Here is a 17,782-nt window from a genome sequence, read left to right as displayed (position 1 = left end):
TAGTCGCAAGCATCCGGCGATGTTTACGAAAGTTTATGTATTAAAATATCTCTGGTTATTATATTCTTATTTTTTTAAAAAATCAACTAAAAAATAATAGTTCGAATTCGAGACATTTCTTTTGCATTTTTAGGACTAATCATTTAAACTTACTTTTAGTAAGTTAATTAATTAAAAAATTATTTTTCTTTTAGGAGGATTTTTATTATGAATACACAAATTTTAGGTTTACACCACGTCACTGCCATGACTTCAAGTGCCGAAAAAATTTATCACTTTTTCACCGATATTTTAGGTCTACGTTTAATTAAGAAGACTGTTAACCAAGACGATATTGAAACATATCATTTATTTTTTGCTGATGATGCCGGCTCTCCCGGAACAGATATGACTTTCTTTGACTTCCCAGGCTTACCTAAAGGAACCAAAGGAACCAATACAATTTCTCGTACTTCCTTCCGTGTAAAAGATGATGCTGCTTTGGATTACTGGGTATCACGCTTTAATGAATATGCAATTGATCATGGAGAAATTCAAGAACGTTTTGGTAAAAAGTATTTAGAATTTGAAGATTTTGACAATCAACGTTACCAACTTATTTCTGATGAAAAGAACCAAGGTGTTGCAGCTGGCACGCCTTGGAAAAAATCTAACGTCCCTAGTGAACATGCTTTAATCGGCTTAGGTCCAGCCTTTGTAACTGTCGAAAATTACGAACATCTGCAACTAGTTTTAACTGAAGTTTTAGGGTTCAAATTGATTGATGCTGAAGGTAGTTTCCATTTATTTGAAGTTGGCGAAGGTGGGAATGGTGCCAGCATTATCGTAGAGCATCGAGAAGATTTGCCAGCGGCCCAAGAAGGCTACGGCAATGTCCATCACTTAGCCTTGCGCGTTGCCGATGAGGAAGCACTACGTTTCTGGATTGAAAAAATTAATCGTTTGGAATTTCCTAATTCTGGCTTTGTGGAACGTTTTTACTTTAAATCTGAATATTTCTTGGCAGCAACACATGTTTTATTTGAACTGGCAACCGATGGTCCTGGGTTTTTAGAGGATGAAACCTATGAACACGCTGGTGAAAAATTATCATTACCGCCATTTTTAGAACCAAAACGGGCAGGGATTGAAGAATTTGTGCGTCCTTTCGATACTTCAGATGCGAATGTTCAAAGAAATTAGTATTTTTTCTAGGAGGTTCCTATGATTCATTACAATAGTAACGAGTTATCTGCAAAAACAGCGTATAAATTTTTATCAGGAAGTATTATTCCTCGGCCAATCGCTTGGGTTACAACACAAGATACAGCTACAGGTGTCGTCAACGCTGCTCCCTTTAGTTTCTTTAATGCGGCGGCAGCTGAAATTCCTTTAGCAACGTTGTCCATTTTACGACCAGACGAAGAGCCTAAAGATACGGCACGAAACATCTTGGCTACTAAAGAACTTGTCATCCATTTCGTTAACGAAGACGTTCTTACTCAAATGAATCAGACTTCGGCGTCTTTAGCAGCAGAGATCAGTGAAATTGACACATTCGGTATTGAAACCATTGCCAGCCAGACTGTTGCTGTTCCAGCAATCAAAGCCGCGCCAATTCGGATGGAAGCTCGCTTACATCAATATGTACCTATTGCTAACCATGAAGGTCAAATTATTACGGATTTATTCATTGTAGAAATTACCGATTTCTATTTTGATTCAGCCGTTTTTGATGAAGAACATCAGTACATTTTACCTGAAAAACTCCAACCGATTGCTCGTTTAGCAGGCAATGATTATACAACATTGGGCGAAATCCGTGAAGTTCGCCGCCCAACGTAAAAAGAAGGCCCCGCCATGACGGCGGGGGCCTTCTTTTTCTGTTTTATGCTAATGCGCCCATTGGATCCCAAGGTGCCAAAACAGTTGGCGCTTGTTCCCAAGCTTTTTTCTGTTCATCAGTTAATAAATCTTTGTGCACAACGATTTGATAAGTGTATTCGTCCATCCACGCATCGCTCATGACGAAGAAGCCATTTTCACCGACTTTTTCGCCCCAGCTATTTTCCACTTTCCATTTTGTTGTTTGACCATCAACGATATCAACACCTGTTAAAACCATGGCGTGTGTCATTAAGCTTTCACCAAAGTCTAAACGTTCTGCTTTAGTCATCGTAAAATCAATATCAAAAAGATCGTTCATATCGTAAACGTCTAATGCCATAATTCCTGTGTCACGTGTTGAAGATTGTCCGACATCACAACCAAACCAAACAGATTCGCCTTGTTCCAATTGTGCAGCAGCTAATTTTTTGAAAGCAGCCATTTCTACATTTAAATATTTAACTTCTTTGCCGCCGACAACATTCCCTAACATTTCAACAGTGTATGTTTTGTTGAATGGTTTATCTTCTGTAGGAGCATTAATAATACTTACATAATCATGTAAATTAACGCCAACGTATTTTTCAAAGAATGTTTGCGGTGTTAGATTTTGATCCAAATGATAATTTTTTTCTTCGTCACGGTATTCAAAATCAAAGGTTTCTGGCGGTGTTCCTAAAGAGATTGCTAAGAAATTATAAATTTCTTGTAACATTGCTTCTTTGTTTTTTTGGACTTCTTCAGCAGAAGCGCCTTTTTCAATTAAACTACGTAAAATTGTTGCATCTTTGCGTAATTTTTTATTTAAATAGTTGTTTAAATCACGTGAATTGGAACTGTTGCTGCTTTCAGGCATTGCCGTTTTAGGCACTACGCCATATTTATCAAAAATTGAAACGATCATATCCCATTGCCCACCATCTTGTTGTGGTGTCGCTAATAAAAAGGCCACTTTACGACTAGTCAACGGTTGATCGGCTGTTGCAATAATATTTTCATAGAAATAGTTTGATTTTTCATATTTATCCCAGAAAAATGTATAGTTTTGTGATAATTCAAAATCTTTTAATTGAAACGCATTTAACATTCTATGTCTAAATGTATTTAATGCCGCAAACATCCAGCAGCGACCGCTTTGTTTTTGATTGGCCACTTTTCCAGTAGCTAAGTCGACTGAAAAGACGGGTACGTTATTCACGGCTCCTTGTACAGATTCACCTGAAGCGCTGATACCATTTTTTACTACACTACGTTGTAAGGCATTTTGTTTATTATTGTTCAAGAAATCTTGATGGAATTTCTCTGTTAATTTTGGTTCAATTGCTGTCATATTTTCATCGTCCTTTCATTTTACGTTCTTCTTCATTATATGCTTCTCTTTAAACAGAAACAACCATTTACTCTAAATTCCTTGCTTTCCAACTCTTTTTGTATTAGTATATATAATACAGATAGCACAAATAAGACAGGAGTGATTCGATGCTTTTAGAAATAGATGAACAAAGCGAACAGCCCATCTATCAGCAACTCATTGATCAAATCATTGTAGGCATTGCCAAAGGTGAACTGGTTCCCAATGAAAGTTTGCCTTCTATCCGACAATTGGCGGACGAAATCGGGGTCAATATGATGACTGTTTCAAAAGCTTATAATAAGTTAAAGCAATCAGGTTATATTGTGACTGACCGTCGTAACGGCACCAAAATTGCCGCAAAGTTACCTGCTACTGCTGTTTGGCAACAGCAATTGCATGAGCGTTTAGAACTTCTGTTGGCTGAAAGTTTTTTACATCAGCAATCCGAAGCAGAAATCCAAGCACTTATTCAGAAAATTTATCAAAATTTTGATTCGAAAGGGCGTGCATTATAATGGCGGTATTCTTTTATTTCATCCTAGTTTCTGTCGCTTTTTTTATGGCATTTACTATGGGGATTTATGCAAATCCTCACAAAAATATTATTTTGGAAAACACTTTACCAGAAGATAAACTACAAGATCCCAGCGTTCAAGCAATCCGGAAACGTTATAAAAAACGCTTGGTTCAACTAGCAGCCGTTTTTAGTGTTCTTAGTTTACCTTTGTTATTTATTCCTTATGATTCGATTTTATTGTTCCTTTTTCTGTTACTTTTATTTAGTTTTATTGGCAGTGGCTACTATCTGCAAATCGTTTATATTCGCAAAATGGCCGCTTTAAAAATGCAAAACGGCTGGTTGCTACCTAAGCGTCCTCTCTTAATCGATACGCAATTAGTTTTAAATAAAAACCAGAAACTTATTTCATTTTGGTGGTTTTTACCTGCAATTATTCTTACTTTTGCTGGGGGCTTTTATTCCTTGCAAACGGCGATTGGTTCCTGGATTCTTTTCTTAATTACTGTTTTGATGTTAAGTTTGTTCATTGGCGGCTATTATTTTATTGCGCGCTTACCTGTCAAACCGCTAACTAGCGACTCAAAAATTAATCAGCAAATCAATGATTTATTTCGGCATCATTGGTCTGTTTTAATGGTTTTATCCGCCTTAGTTTTTGCACCGCTAACCATTTTACCAACTTTGACAATTGTAATTGATTATACGGTTGCGATGGCTCTTACATTTTGTTACTTTATTCTTTTGTTTGTTTATGTAGGTTTTCTCTTCTACTACCTATTTTCAATGCGCAAAAAACAAGATCAATTCGTTTTACAGGCTGGCGATTATCGCTATGGGGATGATGATCAATATTGGCGGTATGGGATTTATATCAATCCAAAGGACCCCAAAATCATGGTTCCTGATCGCATTGGTATGAATTTATCCATTAACCTAGGACGACCTGCTGGGAAAATTATTCTAGCCGCTACTGGTATTTTAACGATTGCGGTGCTGTTCTTTGCCACAGTCCCGATGTTTATAAATGATTTTTCTAGTCATGCCTTTCAAGCAACTATTGAAAAGAAACAAATTGAGTTATCTGCCCCATTAGCAAAAACAAGGTCAATTCCTTTTAACCAAATCACTGCTGTTTCTTTGATTGATGACTTACCTCAAGAACGCATCCGCACAATGGGTGCTGCGACAGATAGTTACTTAACAGGAGAATTTAAAGTCGCGGGAAAACCTGCTTATTTACTAATTTATACAAAAAGTCATCCGATTCTGAAAATAGAAACGCGGGAGAAAGTTTATTATTATACTGCGCGTGATGGTCAAGAAACGACTAAGATTTATCAGGAAATCAAAGCAAAACTTCCATAACAAAAAAACAGGGCCTACTCATGATGGTAGGCCCTGTTTTTTGGTTATTCGCTGACAACCTTAAATTTTGTATCTGCCAACGTGGTATTCAGTTCATCTTGGCTTACTTCACGATCTGCTGTCACAATGGCTGTTTGATCTGCCAAGTGAACCGCAACATTCGTTACGCCGTCAATTCCACTAAATTTTTCAGTGACCGCTTGAACACAGCCATCACATTTCATCCCATCAATTTTTACTGTTTTTTCCATTTCACTTCATCCTTTTCAATTTTATTTTTGACTTCCACTAGTTCTTTTCACCGTCGAAGGTTTAAATCCTTTCAATCGTAAGGCGTTTAGTAAGACAGAGACTGAACTAAAACTCATAGCTGCTGCTGCAATCATCGGACTTAACAAAGGTCCACCAAATAAGTGTAACACACCCATAGCCACTGGAATACCTAATGTATTATAAGCAAATGCCCAGAAAAGATTTTCTTTGATGTTTTTGATGGTCGCTTTACTTAATTCAACTGCTGTAGGCACATCCATTAAATCACTACGCATTAGCACAATGTCGGCCGATTCCATTGCAACATCTGTGCCTGAACCAATAGCAATCCCCACATCTGCTTGGGCAAGTGCTGGTGCATCATTAATACCGTCACCCACCATCGCAACTTTTTTGCCTTCTGCTTGTAGTTTTTTCACTTCTAACGCTTTATCTTCCGGTAAAACTTCACTTAAGACACGATCGATACCTACTTGTTTCGCAATCGCCTCTGCAGTACGCTTGTTGTCTCCCGTAATCATCACGGCTTCGATCCCCATTTTATGCAAACGTGCAATGGCTGTTTGACTGCTATCCTTCACAGTATCTGCTACCGCAATGATACCCGCAAACGAACCATCTTTTGCCACAAACATTGGGGTTTTCCCTTCTTCTGCCAAACGATCCGCTTGTTGAACAAACGTTGATAGCTCGATGGCCTCTTCTTTCATTAATTTTATATTGCCCAAAAGTAGGACTCGTTCGTTGACTGTCACACGGATGCCGTGACCTGGAATCGCTGAAAAATCGCTTCCTTCTGCTAATGGCAATTGACGTTCTTTAGCCGCTCCCACAATTGCTTCACCTAGAGGATGTTCTGATCCTTGTTCTGCAGAAGCTGCTAATGTTAGTAACTCAGCTTCTGAAAGTGCTGAATCAGCAACTAAAATATCTGTAACCACCGGTTTGCCTTCTGTAATAGTCCCTGTTTTATCAAACACGATTGTTTGAATTTTGTGAGTGGTTTCTAAAGCATCCCCACTTTTAATTAAAACGCCATTTTCAGCGCCCTTACCTGTCCCCACCATAATCGCAGTCGGCGTTGCCAAGCCGAGCGCACAAGGACAAGCAATCACTAACACAGAAATAGTAATTGTCAAAGCGAAAATCCATGACTCTTGTCCTAAAAAGAACCAAGCCAAGCCAGAAAGAACAGCCAAACCAATGACGATTGGGACAAAAACACCCGAAATTTTATCAGCTAATTGTGCAATCGGCGCTTTTGAGCCTTGCGCATCTTCCACTAATTGAATGATTTGGGCAAGGGCCGTCTCTTTTCCCACTTTTGTCGCCTTGAATTGAAAGCTGCCATTTTTATTGATGCTAGCACCAATTACTGCATCACCGACTTTCTTTTCAACAGGCAAACTTTCGCCCGTTAACATGGCTTCATCCACAGAACTACTGCCTGAAACAATCACTCCATCAACAGGGATTTTATCTCCTGGGCGAACAATCACAATGTCATCCAACTGAACAGCATCAACTGGCACTTCAATTTCTGCGCCATCACGTAAAATATGAGCAGTTTTCGGCGCTAAACCCATTAATTTTTTTATCGCATCTGAGGTTTTCCCTTTTGAAACAGCTTCGAAATATTTTCCTAATGTAATTAAGGTTAAAATAACACCCGCTGATTCATAATAAAGAGCCATTGTAAAACTTGTGTCTCCTAAAAATATCATGACTGTGCCATATAAACTATACACAAAAGCAGCGCTGGTTCCTAAAGCCACCAAAGAAAACATATTCGGATGCCCTTTAAACAATGCTTTAAAACCAACTGTGAAAAATTCTCTGCCGACATATAGAACGGGTAAAGTCAAAATCAATTGAACCATTGCAAAGGTCATCGCATGTGTCATTGGATTCAAAAAATCCGGCAATGGTAAGCCTACCATATGTCCCATCGCAATATAAAGAAGGGGCACTGTAAACACCGCTGAGATCCAAAAACGTTGCCACATCTCAGCAATATGTTTTTGTTTCTTTTCACGATCTTGGTCCGCTGTTGCACCTGCAGCGACTTCTTCTGTCGCTTGATAACCTGCATCCGTAACTGCTTTGATAATTTCAGCACTCGTTACTTGATGGTCGTCATAACTAACCACCAGTTTTTCCGTGGCTAAATTAACAATCGCTTGTTGAACACCAGATAATTGGTTCACAGCTTTTTCAATCGTTTGGGCACAGGAAGCACAACTCATTCCTTCAATCGCAAACGTTCGTTGCTGGGCTGGGCTAATCGCCTTGTAGCCAGCATCTGACACAGCTTCCTTAATTTCTTCTTCTGTGACTTCCGTCTGATCATACGTGACACTTAATTTTTCCGTAGCTAAATTGACACTTGCCTTTGCCATCCCAGGTAACTTCGCCGTAGCCTTTTCAATCGTTTGGGCACAGGAAGCACAGCTCATCCCTTCAATATCAAACGTTTTACTTTCCATTTTTTTCACTCCTTTTTAAATTAAATGACATTGGCATTGACCAGGAATACAGTTGCAAGGGACGGATTCAACCGCCGTCTTGCGCTTCTCTTTTAATAGTTCCTCTAATCGATCCAAATCGTCATAACTCAACTGACTCTCTGTTAAAATTGTTTCCACCACGGAACCAACTTTACGGCTGCACACTTTGGCTAAAAGTTCATCTGCCACCGTTTCAACGCTCTGACGTTCTTCTACTAGCGGATAATAAATATATTTATTGCCTGCCTTCTCCGTTCCAACTAACCCTTTATCTGTTAAACGACTTAGTAACGTCTTGACGGTCGTTGATTTCCATTCTTTCTTCTCATTTAAAAGTGTATGCACTTCACGACTCGTGGTCTTGCCTTGGGTCCAAATAACCCGCATGACTTCCCACTCTGCATCTGTAATTGTCGCTAATTTATCTTTTGCCATACTCGTTAAATTCCTCCTTCATCAATAAAAAAGAGTTCAAGGTTATCGACTACAAATGTAGTCGTTTATCTTGAACTCATCATATAGCTATTTTATTTTTTTGTCAACAACTTCTGCTCATCTTTTTTATTGCAACGCAGATTCTTGTTTTTTAACAAAGTATTTCAATAAGAACGGTGCAACTAAGGTCGTTAAGATAATTACCACAATCATGCTCGTATAATACGCTTCTGAAAGTAATTTAGATTGGTAGCCAATTTGCGCAATGATTAATGCCATTTCCCCACGCGAAACCATCCCAGCACCGACCATTAAAGAACTTGTATTGGAGAAACCAACCATTTTCGCTCCCCAGGCGCCGCCCAGTAATTTCGTTAAAATCGCCATAATCGTCATTACCAAAATAAAAGGTAAATCCTTTCCTAACGTGTTAAATGTCACTGATAAGCCAATGCTGGCAAAGAAGACGGGAATAAACACGGCATAGCCAATAGCTTCAATATTGAAATCAATTTCTGTTTTTGCATCCGTTTGTCCCACAGCAATCCCTGCAAAAAAAGCACCTACGACAGAACTTAAACCAACTAAATCAGCCAAATAAGCCATGCCCAAACAGATAATCAATGACATGATAATAACAGACGACCCAATGTTCATTTTTTGACTTAAACGTAGTAAATAGGGAGCAATAAAGCGGACCAAAAAGAAAATCCCAATAAAGAATAAGCCTTGTTCAATTAACTTAACAATAAAGCTGACTTCTGTATTGCCGCCTGTACTTGCACCAATCATGCCGACAGCGACACTTAAAATAATCACGACCACGATATCGTCAACGACGGAAGCCCCAAGAATCGTTGCACCTTCTTTACTACTTAAAACATTCAACTCTCTTAATACTTCTACTGAAATGCTGACCGACGTTGCTGCTAAAACTAACCCAAGGAAAAAAGCTTCTTTCCAAGAAAAAGCAAACAGCTGACCAATCAACATAGTAAAACCAACCGGTAAAACGATGCCCAAAATAGCGACCATGACACTAGGTTTCGCATATTTTTTCAATAATTCCAATTCACATTCCATTCCAGCAATAAACATCAGCATAATGACACCAATTTCTGAAAAGTCATGCACAAACACATCTTGATGCACAATATTTAACATCGCTGGACCTAACACAATCCCTACTAGCAATTGCCCAATTACCGCAGGAATTCCTACTCTTTTACAAGCAACACCTGCTAAAGTCGTTGTAATTAAAATCAAACATAAAATACCTAAAAATTCCATACTATTTCCCTCTTTCTCTATTAACCAATCATCACTGATTCTTTTGGATATTGAACTTTCGACTGACTTTCCAAGCCTTTCTTAATTAATGACAATAACACCGTGTACACACCCACACGACCGACGAACATTAGAAAAATAATCACCAGTTTACCAAAAACAGTTAAATCTGGTGTTAACCCCATTGTTAAACCGACCGTTCCAAATGCAGAAATCACTTCAAAAACAATATACTCAATCCCGTTTTTTAAAGGTAATGTTTCTGTAAACGAGAGAATAACCGAAGCAGTTACACATAAAAAAGTTGCCAAGAAGAACAAAGTAAATGCTTGGAGCACTACTCGCTCAGGAATTGTGCGTTCATGGAATTCCACTCGCTGTTTCCCTTTAAAAATTGCACGAAATTGTAAAAATAACACACCAAACGTAGTGGTTTTCAAGCCGCCAGCGGTTGATCCTGAAGTGCCACCAATAAACATCCACAAAATCGTGACAATCAGGCCTGGATTACTCATTTTCAAATAATCAACCGAATAAAAGCCAGCCGTTCTTGGTGTAACCGACAAGAACCAACTGTTGACAAGACGCTGCCAAAAAGACATGTCAGCTGGAAAATGGCGATATTCTGAAATGTAAAAAATAACGGTCCCTAAGACTAAAAAGGTGGCGGTCACCGTTAAAGCAAGGCGTGTATGAATACTAACACGGTGCTTAATTTTATTTTTATAGCCTTTAATCATTGCAAAAATATCGCGCCACACAATAAATCCTAAACCACCAGCTATAATTAAAAAGCTAATGACTAGTAAAAGATAAGGCGAATTTTGATAAGGAACCATACTATCCCCTAGCAAATCAAAGCCAGCATTACAAAATGCCGAAACGGCATGGAAGAGACTAAAAAACAACCCTTTTTTCCACCCAAATGTTGGCACAAATTGAAAGGACAACAAGAAGGCTCCAAGTAATTGAATAATGGCCGCAAACTTCATAATATATTTCATTAAACGAAAAACTCCGGAAACTTCACTAACATTTAAAGCTTCTTGATACAACATCCGTACACTTAGTGACGCTTTTTTCCGCAGCAAACTAAAGAAAATCGTGGCAACGGTTAAAAAGCCTAAGCCGCCTAATTCAATCAAAATCATAATAATAACTTGCCCGATAGGACTCCAATGTTCCGCCGTATTCAAAGGCGAAAGCCCTGTAACACAGACGGCGGAAGTTGCCACGAAAAAAGCATCAATCCATTGCGTTTTTTGTCCAGCTTGTGCAGAAAAAGGCATCATTAATAAGATCGTGCCTACAACAATTAATAGAAAAAAGCCTAAGACAATTGTTTGAACAGGTGAAATATACAACCTTCTTTTGATCTGATGTTTCATTTTTTTCTCCTCTACCATTTCTTTGTCAATCAAAAACAACACAAACGGCTAGACAACTGTTGCTTTGTTCCTCTCGCCCTATGAGAAACTCAAAACCTTGAAAGCAACTTGCCCAACCGAATAATTATTTTTTAATTTTTGTTTTCACGTTGATAAATCGAATAAACCAACTCATTTTTTTGATAAACCTGTTTTAAACGAACTGGGATTGTGATTGAGCCATTGTCTCGTATAGAGCAATGCCCTCACCCAGAAACAGTGGTATTGTCGTCAAAATGAAGGTATCAATTAAATCAGCTGCCAAAAGCGGTTGAACCACTTTCGGGCCTCCAACAATCCAAATTCCCGCGCCGTCTTCTTCTTTGAGACGACGAATTAATGTGACGGGATCTTCCTTGGTAAAAGTTCTTGAAGCAGTTGATGGTTCTGGATGAGAGGTAATGATATAAGAATGCTTGTCTTCATAAAAATACACATCTGGGGACAATTCTTGTGTCACTTGATCATAAGTAGTCCGCCCCATTACCACAGTGTCTATTTTTTCATACATTTCATCGTAACTACGATCTTCTTCATCGCCACGAATATTCTCTTCTAACCAAGCAACACCGCCCGCTTTGTCCGCAATGAAACCATCAATACTCGCTGCAATAAATAAAATTACTTCCCGTGCCACATCAACGCCTCCTTTTCTCTTCTTATCTATTTTAGCTTGTTTTCTCAAAAAACTCTAGGGGTGCGCATTGTTATTTTTAAAAGAAAAAAGAGAAAAACTAGGATAATTGGGCTACTTTTTGTAAAATAGGAAATAAGAAACTTTTTATTGAGTTATTTTACATTTTTTTCAAGAAAAATAAGAATTGGTTTATTTGATTTACACAAAAAAATAACATATTCAGTTTTTATATAAAGGAGGATTACTTTGTTTGATTTAGAGAAGGTTCAGACCTTGAATGAATTAGAAATGCTCGTTTACCATTATGTATTGGAACACCTGCACCAAATCCCTCAACAGACCATTCGCCAACTGGCTACTTCCTGTCATGTCTCCACCTCAACGATTCTACGATTTTGTAACAAAATGGGCTATGCTGGTTTTTCCGAATTAAAATATGCAGTGAAAGAAGAAGCCAAACAAACACAAACGTTTGAAAATTTTTATGATGCCACGGTTCACGTCGATGCTTTTTTAAAAAAATTAAACCAAGAAACCTATTACGAAATGCTTCGTCCAGCAATCCAAATGATTGTTCAAGCACGTCACGTTGCCTTTACTGGCATTGGTACTAGCGGAATTTTAGGTAGTTATGGCAGTCGTTATTTTGCCAACTTAAATATCAATTCTTACAGTATTGCTGATCCCTTTACGCCTATCCCCAAGCGCGGATTTGAAAATACATTAGCCTTGATTCTGTCTGTATCTGGGGAAACCAATGAAATGATTAAACAAATGACCGATTTTAAAACAGCTGGCGCCAAAGTGCTAAGCATTACCAACAATCAACATTCAACTATTGCCCGCTTGGCTGACTACAACATCTCCTATTATATGCCCGACGAACGTTCTCCATTTGCAGATAAGTCAGTCAATACAACCACTCAAATCCCTGTCATTGCTTTAATTGAACTCCTAGCTCATCAAGCAAGTCAACTTTTAAAGGAACTAGATGAAACACCTTCCTAGTTGTTTTTCAAAAAAGCTCATGCTGTCCAAAACACCATGAGCTTTTTTGTTTTTTTTCTTGGTACATGTTTCTCATTCAGGCAAAAGTCTATTTTTTCTTCAAATAACCTTATATAGTAAATATGTAAACGGATACATTTGCATTTATATTATTCTTCAAAGGAGAGATTTTTATGAACGAATGGATTAACGAGAAATTATTACCTCCAGTACTAAAATTCGTCAATACCAAAGCAATTACTGCCTTACGGAACGGGATGCTTTACACGATGCCTTTTACCATTGTTGGTTCCGTGTTTCTTCTATTAGCGAATTTCCCAGTTACAGCTATTTCTGAATGGGTTAACGCAAGCGGTCTGGCTGTTTATTTCAATCAAGCATATGGGGCATCTTTTGCGATTATGTCGTTATTTGCGGTCATCGGTATTGCCTACTCATATGTAAAAAGCGAGGGATTTGAAGGCCTCCCAGCGGGCATGATTGCCATGGTAGTTTTCATTTTGTTTATGTCATCTGAAGTCAAAGATGCGGTTTCTGGCGCAGTAGTTGGCAATGTCATCAACAAAGATTGGACAGCTGGCAAAGGGATGATTACAGCTATTATTGTTGGTTTGTTAGTCGGCGTTGTATATAGTTGGTTTTTACGTCATGATATTCGTATCAAATTACCAGAAGCTGTACCAGAAAATGTGGCCAATTCCTTTACTGCGTTAATTCCTGCCAGCGTCATTGTAACTGGTGCAATGCTAATTTTCATTCTTCTAGATAAAGTCTTCAATACGACATTCTTTGACTTTATTTACGAAGTGCTACAATCACCACTTCAAGGAGTCACAGATTCACTAGGTGGCGCATTACTATTAGGTTTTGTCATTCCGCTCTTTTGGTTTTTCGGTGTTCACGGGTCAACAATCGTTGGCGGTATCATGGGCCCTATTTTACAAGCAAACTCTTTAGAAAACACCGAAATTTTGAAATCAGGAAAAGACTTAACACTGGCTAATGGCGGCCATATTGTTACACAACAATTTTTAGATCAATTTTTAACGGTCACTGGTGCGGGCATGACAATCGGGTTAGTCGTGTTCATGGTTTTCTTTGCCAAATCAGCTCAGTTCAAGCAATTAGGTCGGCTTTCAATTGGGCCAGCTGTTTTCAATATTAACGAGCCAATTGTCTTTGCTACACCTATCGTGATGAACCCAATCATGGCTGTGCCATTCATTATCACACCGATTGTTTCTTCTGTTGTGACATATTTTGCCTTGTACACAGGACTGGTTCCTCTCTTTACTGCGGTACAAGTTCCCTGGACTACTCCTCCAATCATTTCTGGACTTTTAGTTGGTGGTTGGCAAGCAGCGTTGCTTCAAGTAGTGGTACTAACGATGAGTTTCTTTATCTATTTACCGTTTGCTAAAAAAATGGATGCACTTAATTACGCAGAAGAAACCAATCAACCAATTACTGAAGAAACCCTTGAAAAAGTCGAAGCACAAAACGTATAAAAATTTGAACAAAGGACTGAAACGATATGTCAATTTTGAAAAATGATTTTCTTTGGGGCGGCGCTGTCGCTGCTCATCAATTAGAAGGAGGCTGGGACCAAGGCGGTAAAGGGGTGAGCGTGGCGGATGTAATGACTGCTGGTGCACATGGCGTTCCTCGTAAAATTACCGCAGGCGTTTTACCAGATGAACACTATCCTAACCATGAAGCGATTGATTTTTACCATCGCTATCAAGAAGATATTCAACTATTCAAAGAACTTGGTTTAAATTGTTTCCGAACCTCTATTGCTTGGACACGAATTTTTCCTAACGGAGATGAAGAAACGCCCAATGAAGAAGGCCTTCGTTTTTATGATGCACTTTTTGACGAGTGTTTGAAAAATGGCATTGAGCCAGTCGTGACACTGTCTCACTTTGAAATGCCTTATCATTTAGTCACAAAATATGGCGGCTTTCGCAATCGCCAGGTCATTGATTTTTTTGTCAAATTTGCTGAAGTCTGTTTCACTCGTTACCAGAAAAAAGTCAAATATTGGATGACCTTTAACGAAATTAACAACCAAGCCAATTATGAAGAAGATTTTGCACCTTTTACTAACTCTGGTATTGCTTACCAGGAAGGAGAAGACCGCGAAGCAATTATGTATCAGGCTGCTCATTATGAACTAGTCGCTAGCGCACGTGCAGTGAAAATTGGCCACGCTATCAATCCCGACTTCCAAATTGGCTGTATGATTGCGATGGTGCCTATTTATCCTTATTCTTGTAATCCTGAGGATATGATGATGAGTGTTAGCGCAATGCAAAAACGTTATTGGTTTACCGATGTTCATGTCCGCGGTCATTATCCAAGTGCAATTCAATGCTATTTGAAACGAAAAAACATTTCATTAGATGTCACAGAAGAAGATTTAACTGATTTAGCTAATGGCTGTGTTGATTATATTGGCTTTAGCTATTACATGTCGTTTGCTGTAAAAGGTGCAGAAAAGGCCCCTACTTTTGACTACAATGAAGCAAAAGACTTGGTGCGAAATCCTTATGTAGCAACATCTGATTGGGGTTGGCAAATCGATCCTATGGGCTTACGCTATGCAATGAATTGGTTCAATGATCGGTATGAATTACCACTTTTTATTGTCGAAAATGGCTTTGGTGCTATTGATGAGCTAGAACCAGACGGAACGATTAACGACACTTACCGAATCGCTTATTTACGTGAACATATTGAGATGATGAAAGAAGCCGTTGCGTATGACGGCATTGATTTGATGGGCTATACACCTTGGGGATTCATCGATTTAGTGAGCGCTAGTACAGGCGAAATGAAGAAAAGGTATGGCTTCATTTATGTAGATAAGGACAACGATGGTCACGGAACGTTGGAACGGCGAAAGAAAAAATCGTTTGCTTGGTATCAACAAGTGATTGCTACGAATGGAGAAGAATTATAAACAAAAGGCCTTCGTCTAAAGACGAAGGCCTTTTGTTTATGCTTGTAATCCCTTTTCTAAATCAGCCAATAAATCTTCGACTGCTTCAATTCCTACAGATAAACGAATGAGTCCATCTTTAATTCCCACGGCTTCACGATTTTCTTTGGGGATAGATGCGTGAGTCATAATGGCAGGTACTTCAATTAAACTTTCTACGCCACCTAAACTTTCCGCTAAAGTAAAAATTTCCAACGCTTCTACGAAAGGAACGACTTGCTCATCCTTGGCTAATTCAAAAGAAATCATGCCACTAAATCCCGACATCTGTTTTTGCGCAATTTCGTGACCAGGATGACTCGCTAGTCCTGGATAATACACCGTTGCTACCGCTGGATGCGCTTCTAAAAATTCTGCAATTTTTTGAGCATTTTGGGCGTGCGCTGCCATCCGGACGCCTAATGTTTTTAAACTACGTTGGACCAACCAACTATCATGCGGTCCTAAAACAGCGCCAATCGCATTTTGTAAAAAGGCAATCTTTTCTGCGCTTTCTGGATGATTCGTTACGACTAAACCAGAGACTACATCACTATGGCCCCCTAAATATTTTGTCCCGCTGTGAACCACAATATCAGCACCTAACGCTAACGGCCGTTGAAAATAAGGCGTCGCAAATGTATTATCGACAATGGTTAACAACTGATGTTTTTTAGCAAGCTTAGCTGCCGCTTCAATATCTGTAATTTTTAACAGTGGATTACTTGGTGTTTCCAAAAACAAGGCTTTTGTATTTGGCTGAATTGCGGCTTCAATTGTTGATACGTCGCTGGCGTTTACAATCGTGTAGCTTAACCCATTTGCTACAAATACTTTATCCAATAAACGGAAACTCCCCCCATAGACATCGTCACCTAATAAAATATGATCTTCGGGTCCAAACATAGAAATGATTGCATGAATACCAGCTAAGCCTGAGCTAAACGCAAAGCCATGGCTCCCACCTTCTAACTCAGCAATTAAGGTTTCTAACGCGTGACGTGTGGGATTACCTGAACGAGAATATTCATATTCTTTTGGCTGGCCCACGCCATTTTGTTCAAAGGTTGATGTTTGATAAATAGGAACACTCACTGCACCTGTTGTTGCATCTTTACTAATGCCGCCATGAATTAATTTGGTATTGAATTTCATAAAAGTTTTCCTCCTAAGAATAAATATTTTTTGATAAATAACGGTCACTACCGTCAGGAAAAATAGTTACAATTGTGCTGCCTGCTGGTAAGCGGCGCGCCTCTCTTAATGCCGCCGCAAACGCTGCGCCGCTGGAGCTTCCCACCAGCAAAGCGCTTTTCTTGGCTAATTGTTTGACCCAGAAAAAACCATCCTCATCTGAAATGGTATAAAAGCCGTCCACAGGAATCTGTTTAAGAAAAGGCGGCACGAACTCCACGCCAATGCCTTCGATTTCATGTCCGTGTGCAGGTCCGCCATTTAAAATTGAACCTTCTGGCTCCACGCCCCATAATTGCGTCTTACTATTTTGTTCTTTGAGATATCTGCCAACACCTGCAAACGTTCCACCACTGCCTAAACCTGCGACAAAGCTAGTAATCTTCCCGCCTAGGTCTTGAACAATTTCAGGTCCTAATCCTTCGTAGTAAGCAGCAGGATTATCCGGATTTTCAAATTGTAACGGCACGTAACTATTAGGAATTTCCTTGGCTAAGTCTTGGGCACTAGTTATCGCTCCGACAATCCCTTGCTCTGTTGGCGAAGGGACAATTTTAGCACCTAACGCTTGCATCAGCTGTTGTTTTTCCTGACTAAATTTTTCTGGCACAACAAAGATTGTCTTGAGGCCCAGTTGACTGGCAGCTAATGCAAGTCCAATCCCCGTATTCCCCGCTGTCGGTTCAATAATTGTTGTGGCTTGATTTATCTTTCCCGTTTTCATTGCTTCTTTGAGAAGATGCACACCAAGCCGATCTTTGACGCTGCCACCTGGATTCAAATATTCTAGTTTCGCATAAATTTTAGTGCCTTCTGGCATAGGATATTGTTCACTTGTAAATTCAAATAATGGTGTTGCTCCGATTGTGTCTAAAATTGACTGAACAATCATAGCGAATTCCTCCTTCTAATACATGTACATA

At 39.1% G+C, this 17,782-nt stretch carries 15 protein-coding genes and 1 pseudogene; 7 read left to right on the top strand and 9 right to left on the bottom strand.

Annotation, left to right across the window (positions count from 1 at the left end):
- The first annotated feature begins 207 nt into the window (after positions 1–207).
- Entirely contained in the window at positions 208–1,182 is a 975-nt protein-coding gene (locus tag IGK54_RS01325; protein WP_002355221.1) for a ring-cleaving dioxygenase, read from the top strand.
- Positions 1,183–1,203: 21 nt separating this feature from the next.
- On the top strand, positions 1,204–1,824 hold the full coding sequence (locus tag IGK54_RS01320; protein ID WP_002379044.1) for a flavin reductase family protein: 621 nt from the start codon (positions 1,204–1,206) through the stop codon (positions 1,822–1,824).
- A gap of 43 nt (positions 1,825–1,867) precedes the next feature.
- Here IGK54_RS01320 and IGK54_RS01315 read toward each other — a convergent pair whose 3' ends face one another.
- Positions 1,868–3,196: an aminopeptidase C gene (locus tag IGK54_RS01315; protein WP_002358357.1), complete on the bottom strand. Its 1,329-nt coding sequence runs from the start codon at positions 3,194–3,196 to the stop codon at positions 1,868–1,870.
- 149 nt (positions 3,197–3,345) lie between these two features.
- On the opposite strand from IGK54_RS01315, the gene IGK54_RS01310 reads away from it, so the two are divergent.
- Together IGK54_RS01310 and IGK54_RS01305 are read left to right on the top strand one after the other, a co-directional pair.
- On the top strand, positions 3,346–3,735 hold the full coding sequence (locus tag IGK54_RS01310) for a GntR family transcriptional regulator (protein WP_002358356.1): 390 nt from the start codon (positions 3,346–3,348) through the stop codon (positions 3,733–3,735).
- Positions 3,735–5,105 carry a PH domain-containing protein gene (locus tag IGK54_RS01305; protein ID WP_010711928.1) on the top strand — a complete coding sequence of 457 codons (1,371 nt, stop codon included), beginning with the start codon at positions 3,735–3,737 and terminating at the stop codon, positions 5,103–5,105. Before IGK54_RS01310 ends, IGK54_RS01305 begins: the two co-directional genes overlap by 1 nt.
- Positions 5,106–5,149: 44 nt before the next feature.
- Here the strand turns inward: IGK54_RS01305 and IGK54_RS01300 are convergent, their stop codons facing one another.
- The 6 genes and pseudogenes from IGK54_RS01300 to IGK54_RS01275 all read right to left on the bottom strand — a co-directional run bounded on the left by IGK54_RS01300 (position 5,150) and on the right by IGK54_RS01275 (position 11,722).
- Positions 5,150–5,356: a heavy-metal-associated domain-containing protein gene (locus tag IGK54_RS01300; protein ID WP_002370181.1), complete on the bottom strand. Its 207-nt coding sequence runs from the start codon at positions 5,354–5,356 to the stop codon at positions 5,150–5,152.
- A 21-nt stretch (positions 5,357–5,377) separates the two neighbouring features.
- Positions 5,378–7,864, bottom strand: coding sequence for a heavy metal translocating P-type ATPase (locus tag IGK54_RS01295; RefSeq protein WP_002379042.1), 2,487 nt, complete (start codon positions 7,862–7,864; stop codon positions 5,378–5,380).
- Between the two features lie 15 nt (positions 7,865–7,879).
- Positions 7,880–8,320, bottom strand: coding sequence for a CopY/TcrY family copper transport repressor (locus IGK54_RS01290; RefSeq protein WP_002379040.1), 441 nt, complete (start codon positions 8,318–8,320; stop codon positions 7,880–7,882).
- Positions 8,321–8,446: 126 nt separating this feature from the next.
- Positions 8,447–9,610: a cation:proton antiporter gene (locus tag IGK54_RS01285; protein WP_002355211.1), complete on the bottom strand. Its 1,164-nt coding sequence runs from the start codon at positions 9,608–9,610 to the stop codon at positions 8,447–8,449.
- Between the two features lie 20 nt (positions 9,611–9,630).
- Positions 9,631–10,998: a TrkH family potassium uptake protein gene (locus IGK54_RS01280; RefSeq protein WP_002379039.1), complete on the bottom strand. Its 1,368-nt coding sequence runs from the start codon at positions 10,996–10,998 to the stop codon at positions 9,631–9,633.
- 131 nt (positions 10,999–11,129) lie between these two features.
- A pseudogene (locus IGK54_RS01275) lies at positions 11,130–11,722 on the bottom strand (dihydrofolate reductase family protein).
- Between the two features lie 198 nt (positions 11,723–11,920).
- On the opposite strand from IGK54_RS01275, the gene genR reads away from it, so the two are divergent.
- From genR to genA, 3 genes are all read left to right on the top strand, one after another.
- Positions 11,921–12,682, top strand: a complete 762-nt coding sequence (gene genR / locus IGK54_RS01270) for a transcriptional regulator GenR (RefSeq protein ID WP_002362941.1) — start codon at positions 11,921–11,923, stop codon at positions 12,680–12,682.
- 173 nt (positions 12,683–12,855) lie between these two features.
- On the top strand, positions 12,856–14,190 hold the full coding sequence (gene genB / locus IGK54_RS01265) for a PTS sugar transporter subunit IIC (RefSeq protein ID WP_002355207.1): 1,335 nt from the start codon (positions 12,856–12,858) through the stop codon (positions 14,188–14,190).
- 26 nt (positions 14,191–14,216) lie between these two features.
- Entirely contained in the window at positions 14,217–15,647 is a 1,431-nt protein-coding gene (gene genA / locus IGK54_RS01260) for a 6-phospho-beta-glucosidase GenA (RefSeq protein WP_002355206.1), read from the top strand.
- A 36-nt stretch (positions 15,648–15,683) separates the two neighbouring features.
- Here the strand turns inward: genA and IGK54_RS01255 are convergent, their stop codons facing one another.
- Both IGK54_RS01255 and IGK54_RS01250 read right to left on the bottom strand, forming a co-directional pair.
- Positions 15,684–16,820 (bottom strand): cystathionine gamma-synthase, encoded by a 1,137-nt coding sequence (locus tag IGK54_RS01255; RefSeq protein WP_430603116.1) that lies wholly within the window; start codon positions 16,818–16,820, stop codon positions 15,684–15,686.
- 13 nt (positions 16,821–16,833) lie between these two features.
- Positions 16,834–17,751, bottom strand: a complete 918-nt coding sequence (locus tag IGK54_RS01250; protein WP_002361143.1) for a PLP-dependent cysteine synthase family protein — start codon at positions 17,749–17,751, stop codon at positions 16,834–16,836.
- Positions 17,752–17,782 lie beyond the last annotated feature (31 nt).

Source organism: Enterococcus sp. DIV2384 (assembly GCF_050534975.1).
GTDB lineage: Bacteria > Bacillota > Bacilli > Lactobacillales > Enterococcaceae > Enterococcus > Enterococcus faecalis.
Note: the sequence above shows the minus strand (reverse complement) of the source record. Positions and strands in the feature narration are given on the sequence as shown.

Excerpts from the sequence above, each read along its gene's own strand:
- IGK54_RS01325 (WP_002355221.1), top strand. The coding sequence starts at position 208 with ATGAATACACAAATTTTAGGTTTACACCACGTCACTGCCATGACTTCA.
- IGK54_RS01320 (WP_002379044.1), top strand. The coding sequence starts at position 1,204 with ATGATTCATTACAATAGTAACGAGTTATCTGCAAAAACAGCGTATAAA.
- IGK54_RS01315 (WP_002358357.1), bottom strand. The coding sequence starts at position 3,196 with ATGACAGCAATTGAACCAAAATTAACAGAGAAATTCCATCAAGATTTC.
- IGK54_RS01310 (WP_002358356.1), top strand. The coding sequence starts at position 3,346 with ATGCTTTTAGAAATAGATGAACAAAGCGAACAGCCCATCTATCAGCAA.
- IGK54_RS01305 (WP_010711928.1), top strand. The coding sequence starts at position 3,735 with ATGGCGGTATTCTTTTATTTCATCCTAGTTTCTGTCGCTTTTTTTATG.
- IGK54_RS01300 (WP_002370181.1), bottom strand. The coding sequence starts at position 5,356 with ATGGAAAAAACAGTAAAAATTGATGGGATGAAATGTGATGGCTGTGTT.
- IGK54_RS01295 (WP_002379042.1), bottom strand. The coding sequence starts at position 7,864 with ATGGAAAGTAAAACGTTTGATATTGAAGGGATGAGCTGTGCTTCCTGT.
- IGK54_RS01290 (WP_002379040.1), bottom strand. The coding sequence starts at position 8,320 with ATGGCAAAAGATAAATTAGCGACAATTACAGATGCAGAGTGGGAAGTC.
- IGK54_RS01285 (WP_002355211.1), bottom strand. The coding sequence starts at position 9,610 with ATGGAATTTTTAGGTATTTTATGTTTGATTTTAATTACAACGACTTTA.
- IGK54_RS01280 (WP_002379039.1), bottom strand. The coding sequence starts at position 10,998 with ATGAAACATCAGATCAAAAGAAGGTTGTATATTTCACCTGTTCAAACA.
- genB (WP_002355207.1), top strand. The coding sequence starts at position 12,856 with ATGAACGAATGGATTAACGAGAAATTATTACCTCCAGTACTAAAATTC.
- genA (WP_002355206.1), top strand. The coding sequence starts at position 14,217 with ATGTCAATTTTGAAAAATGATTTTCTTTGGGGCGGCGCTGTCGCTGCT.
- IGK54_RS01255 (WP_430603116.1), bottom strand. The coding sequence starts at position 16,820 with ATGAAATTCAATACCAAATTAATTCATGGCGGCATTAGTAAAGATGCA.
- IGK54_RS01250 (WP_002361143.1), bottom strand. The coding sequence starts at position 17,751 with ATGATTGTTCAGTCAATTTTAGACACAATCGGAGCAACACCATTATTT.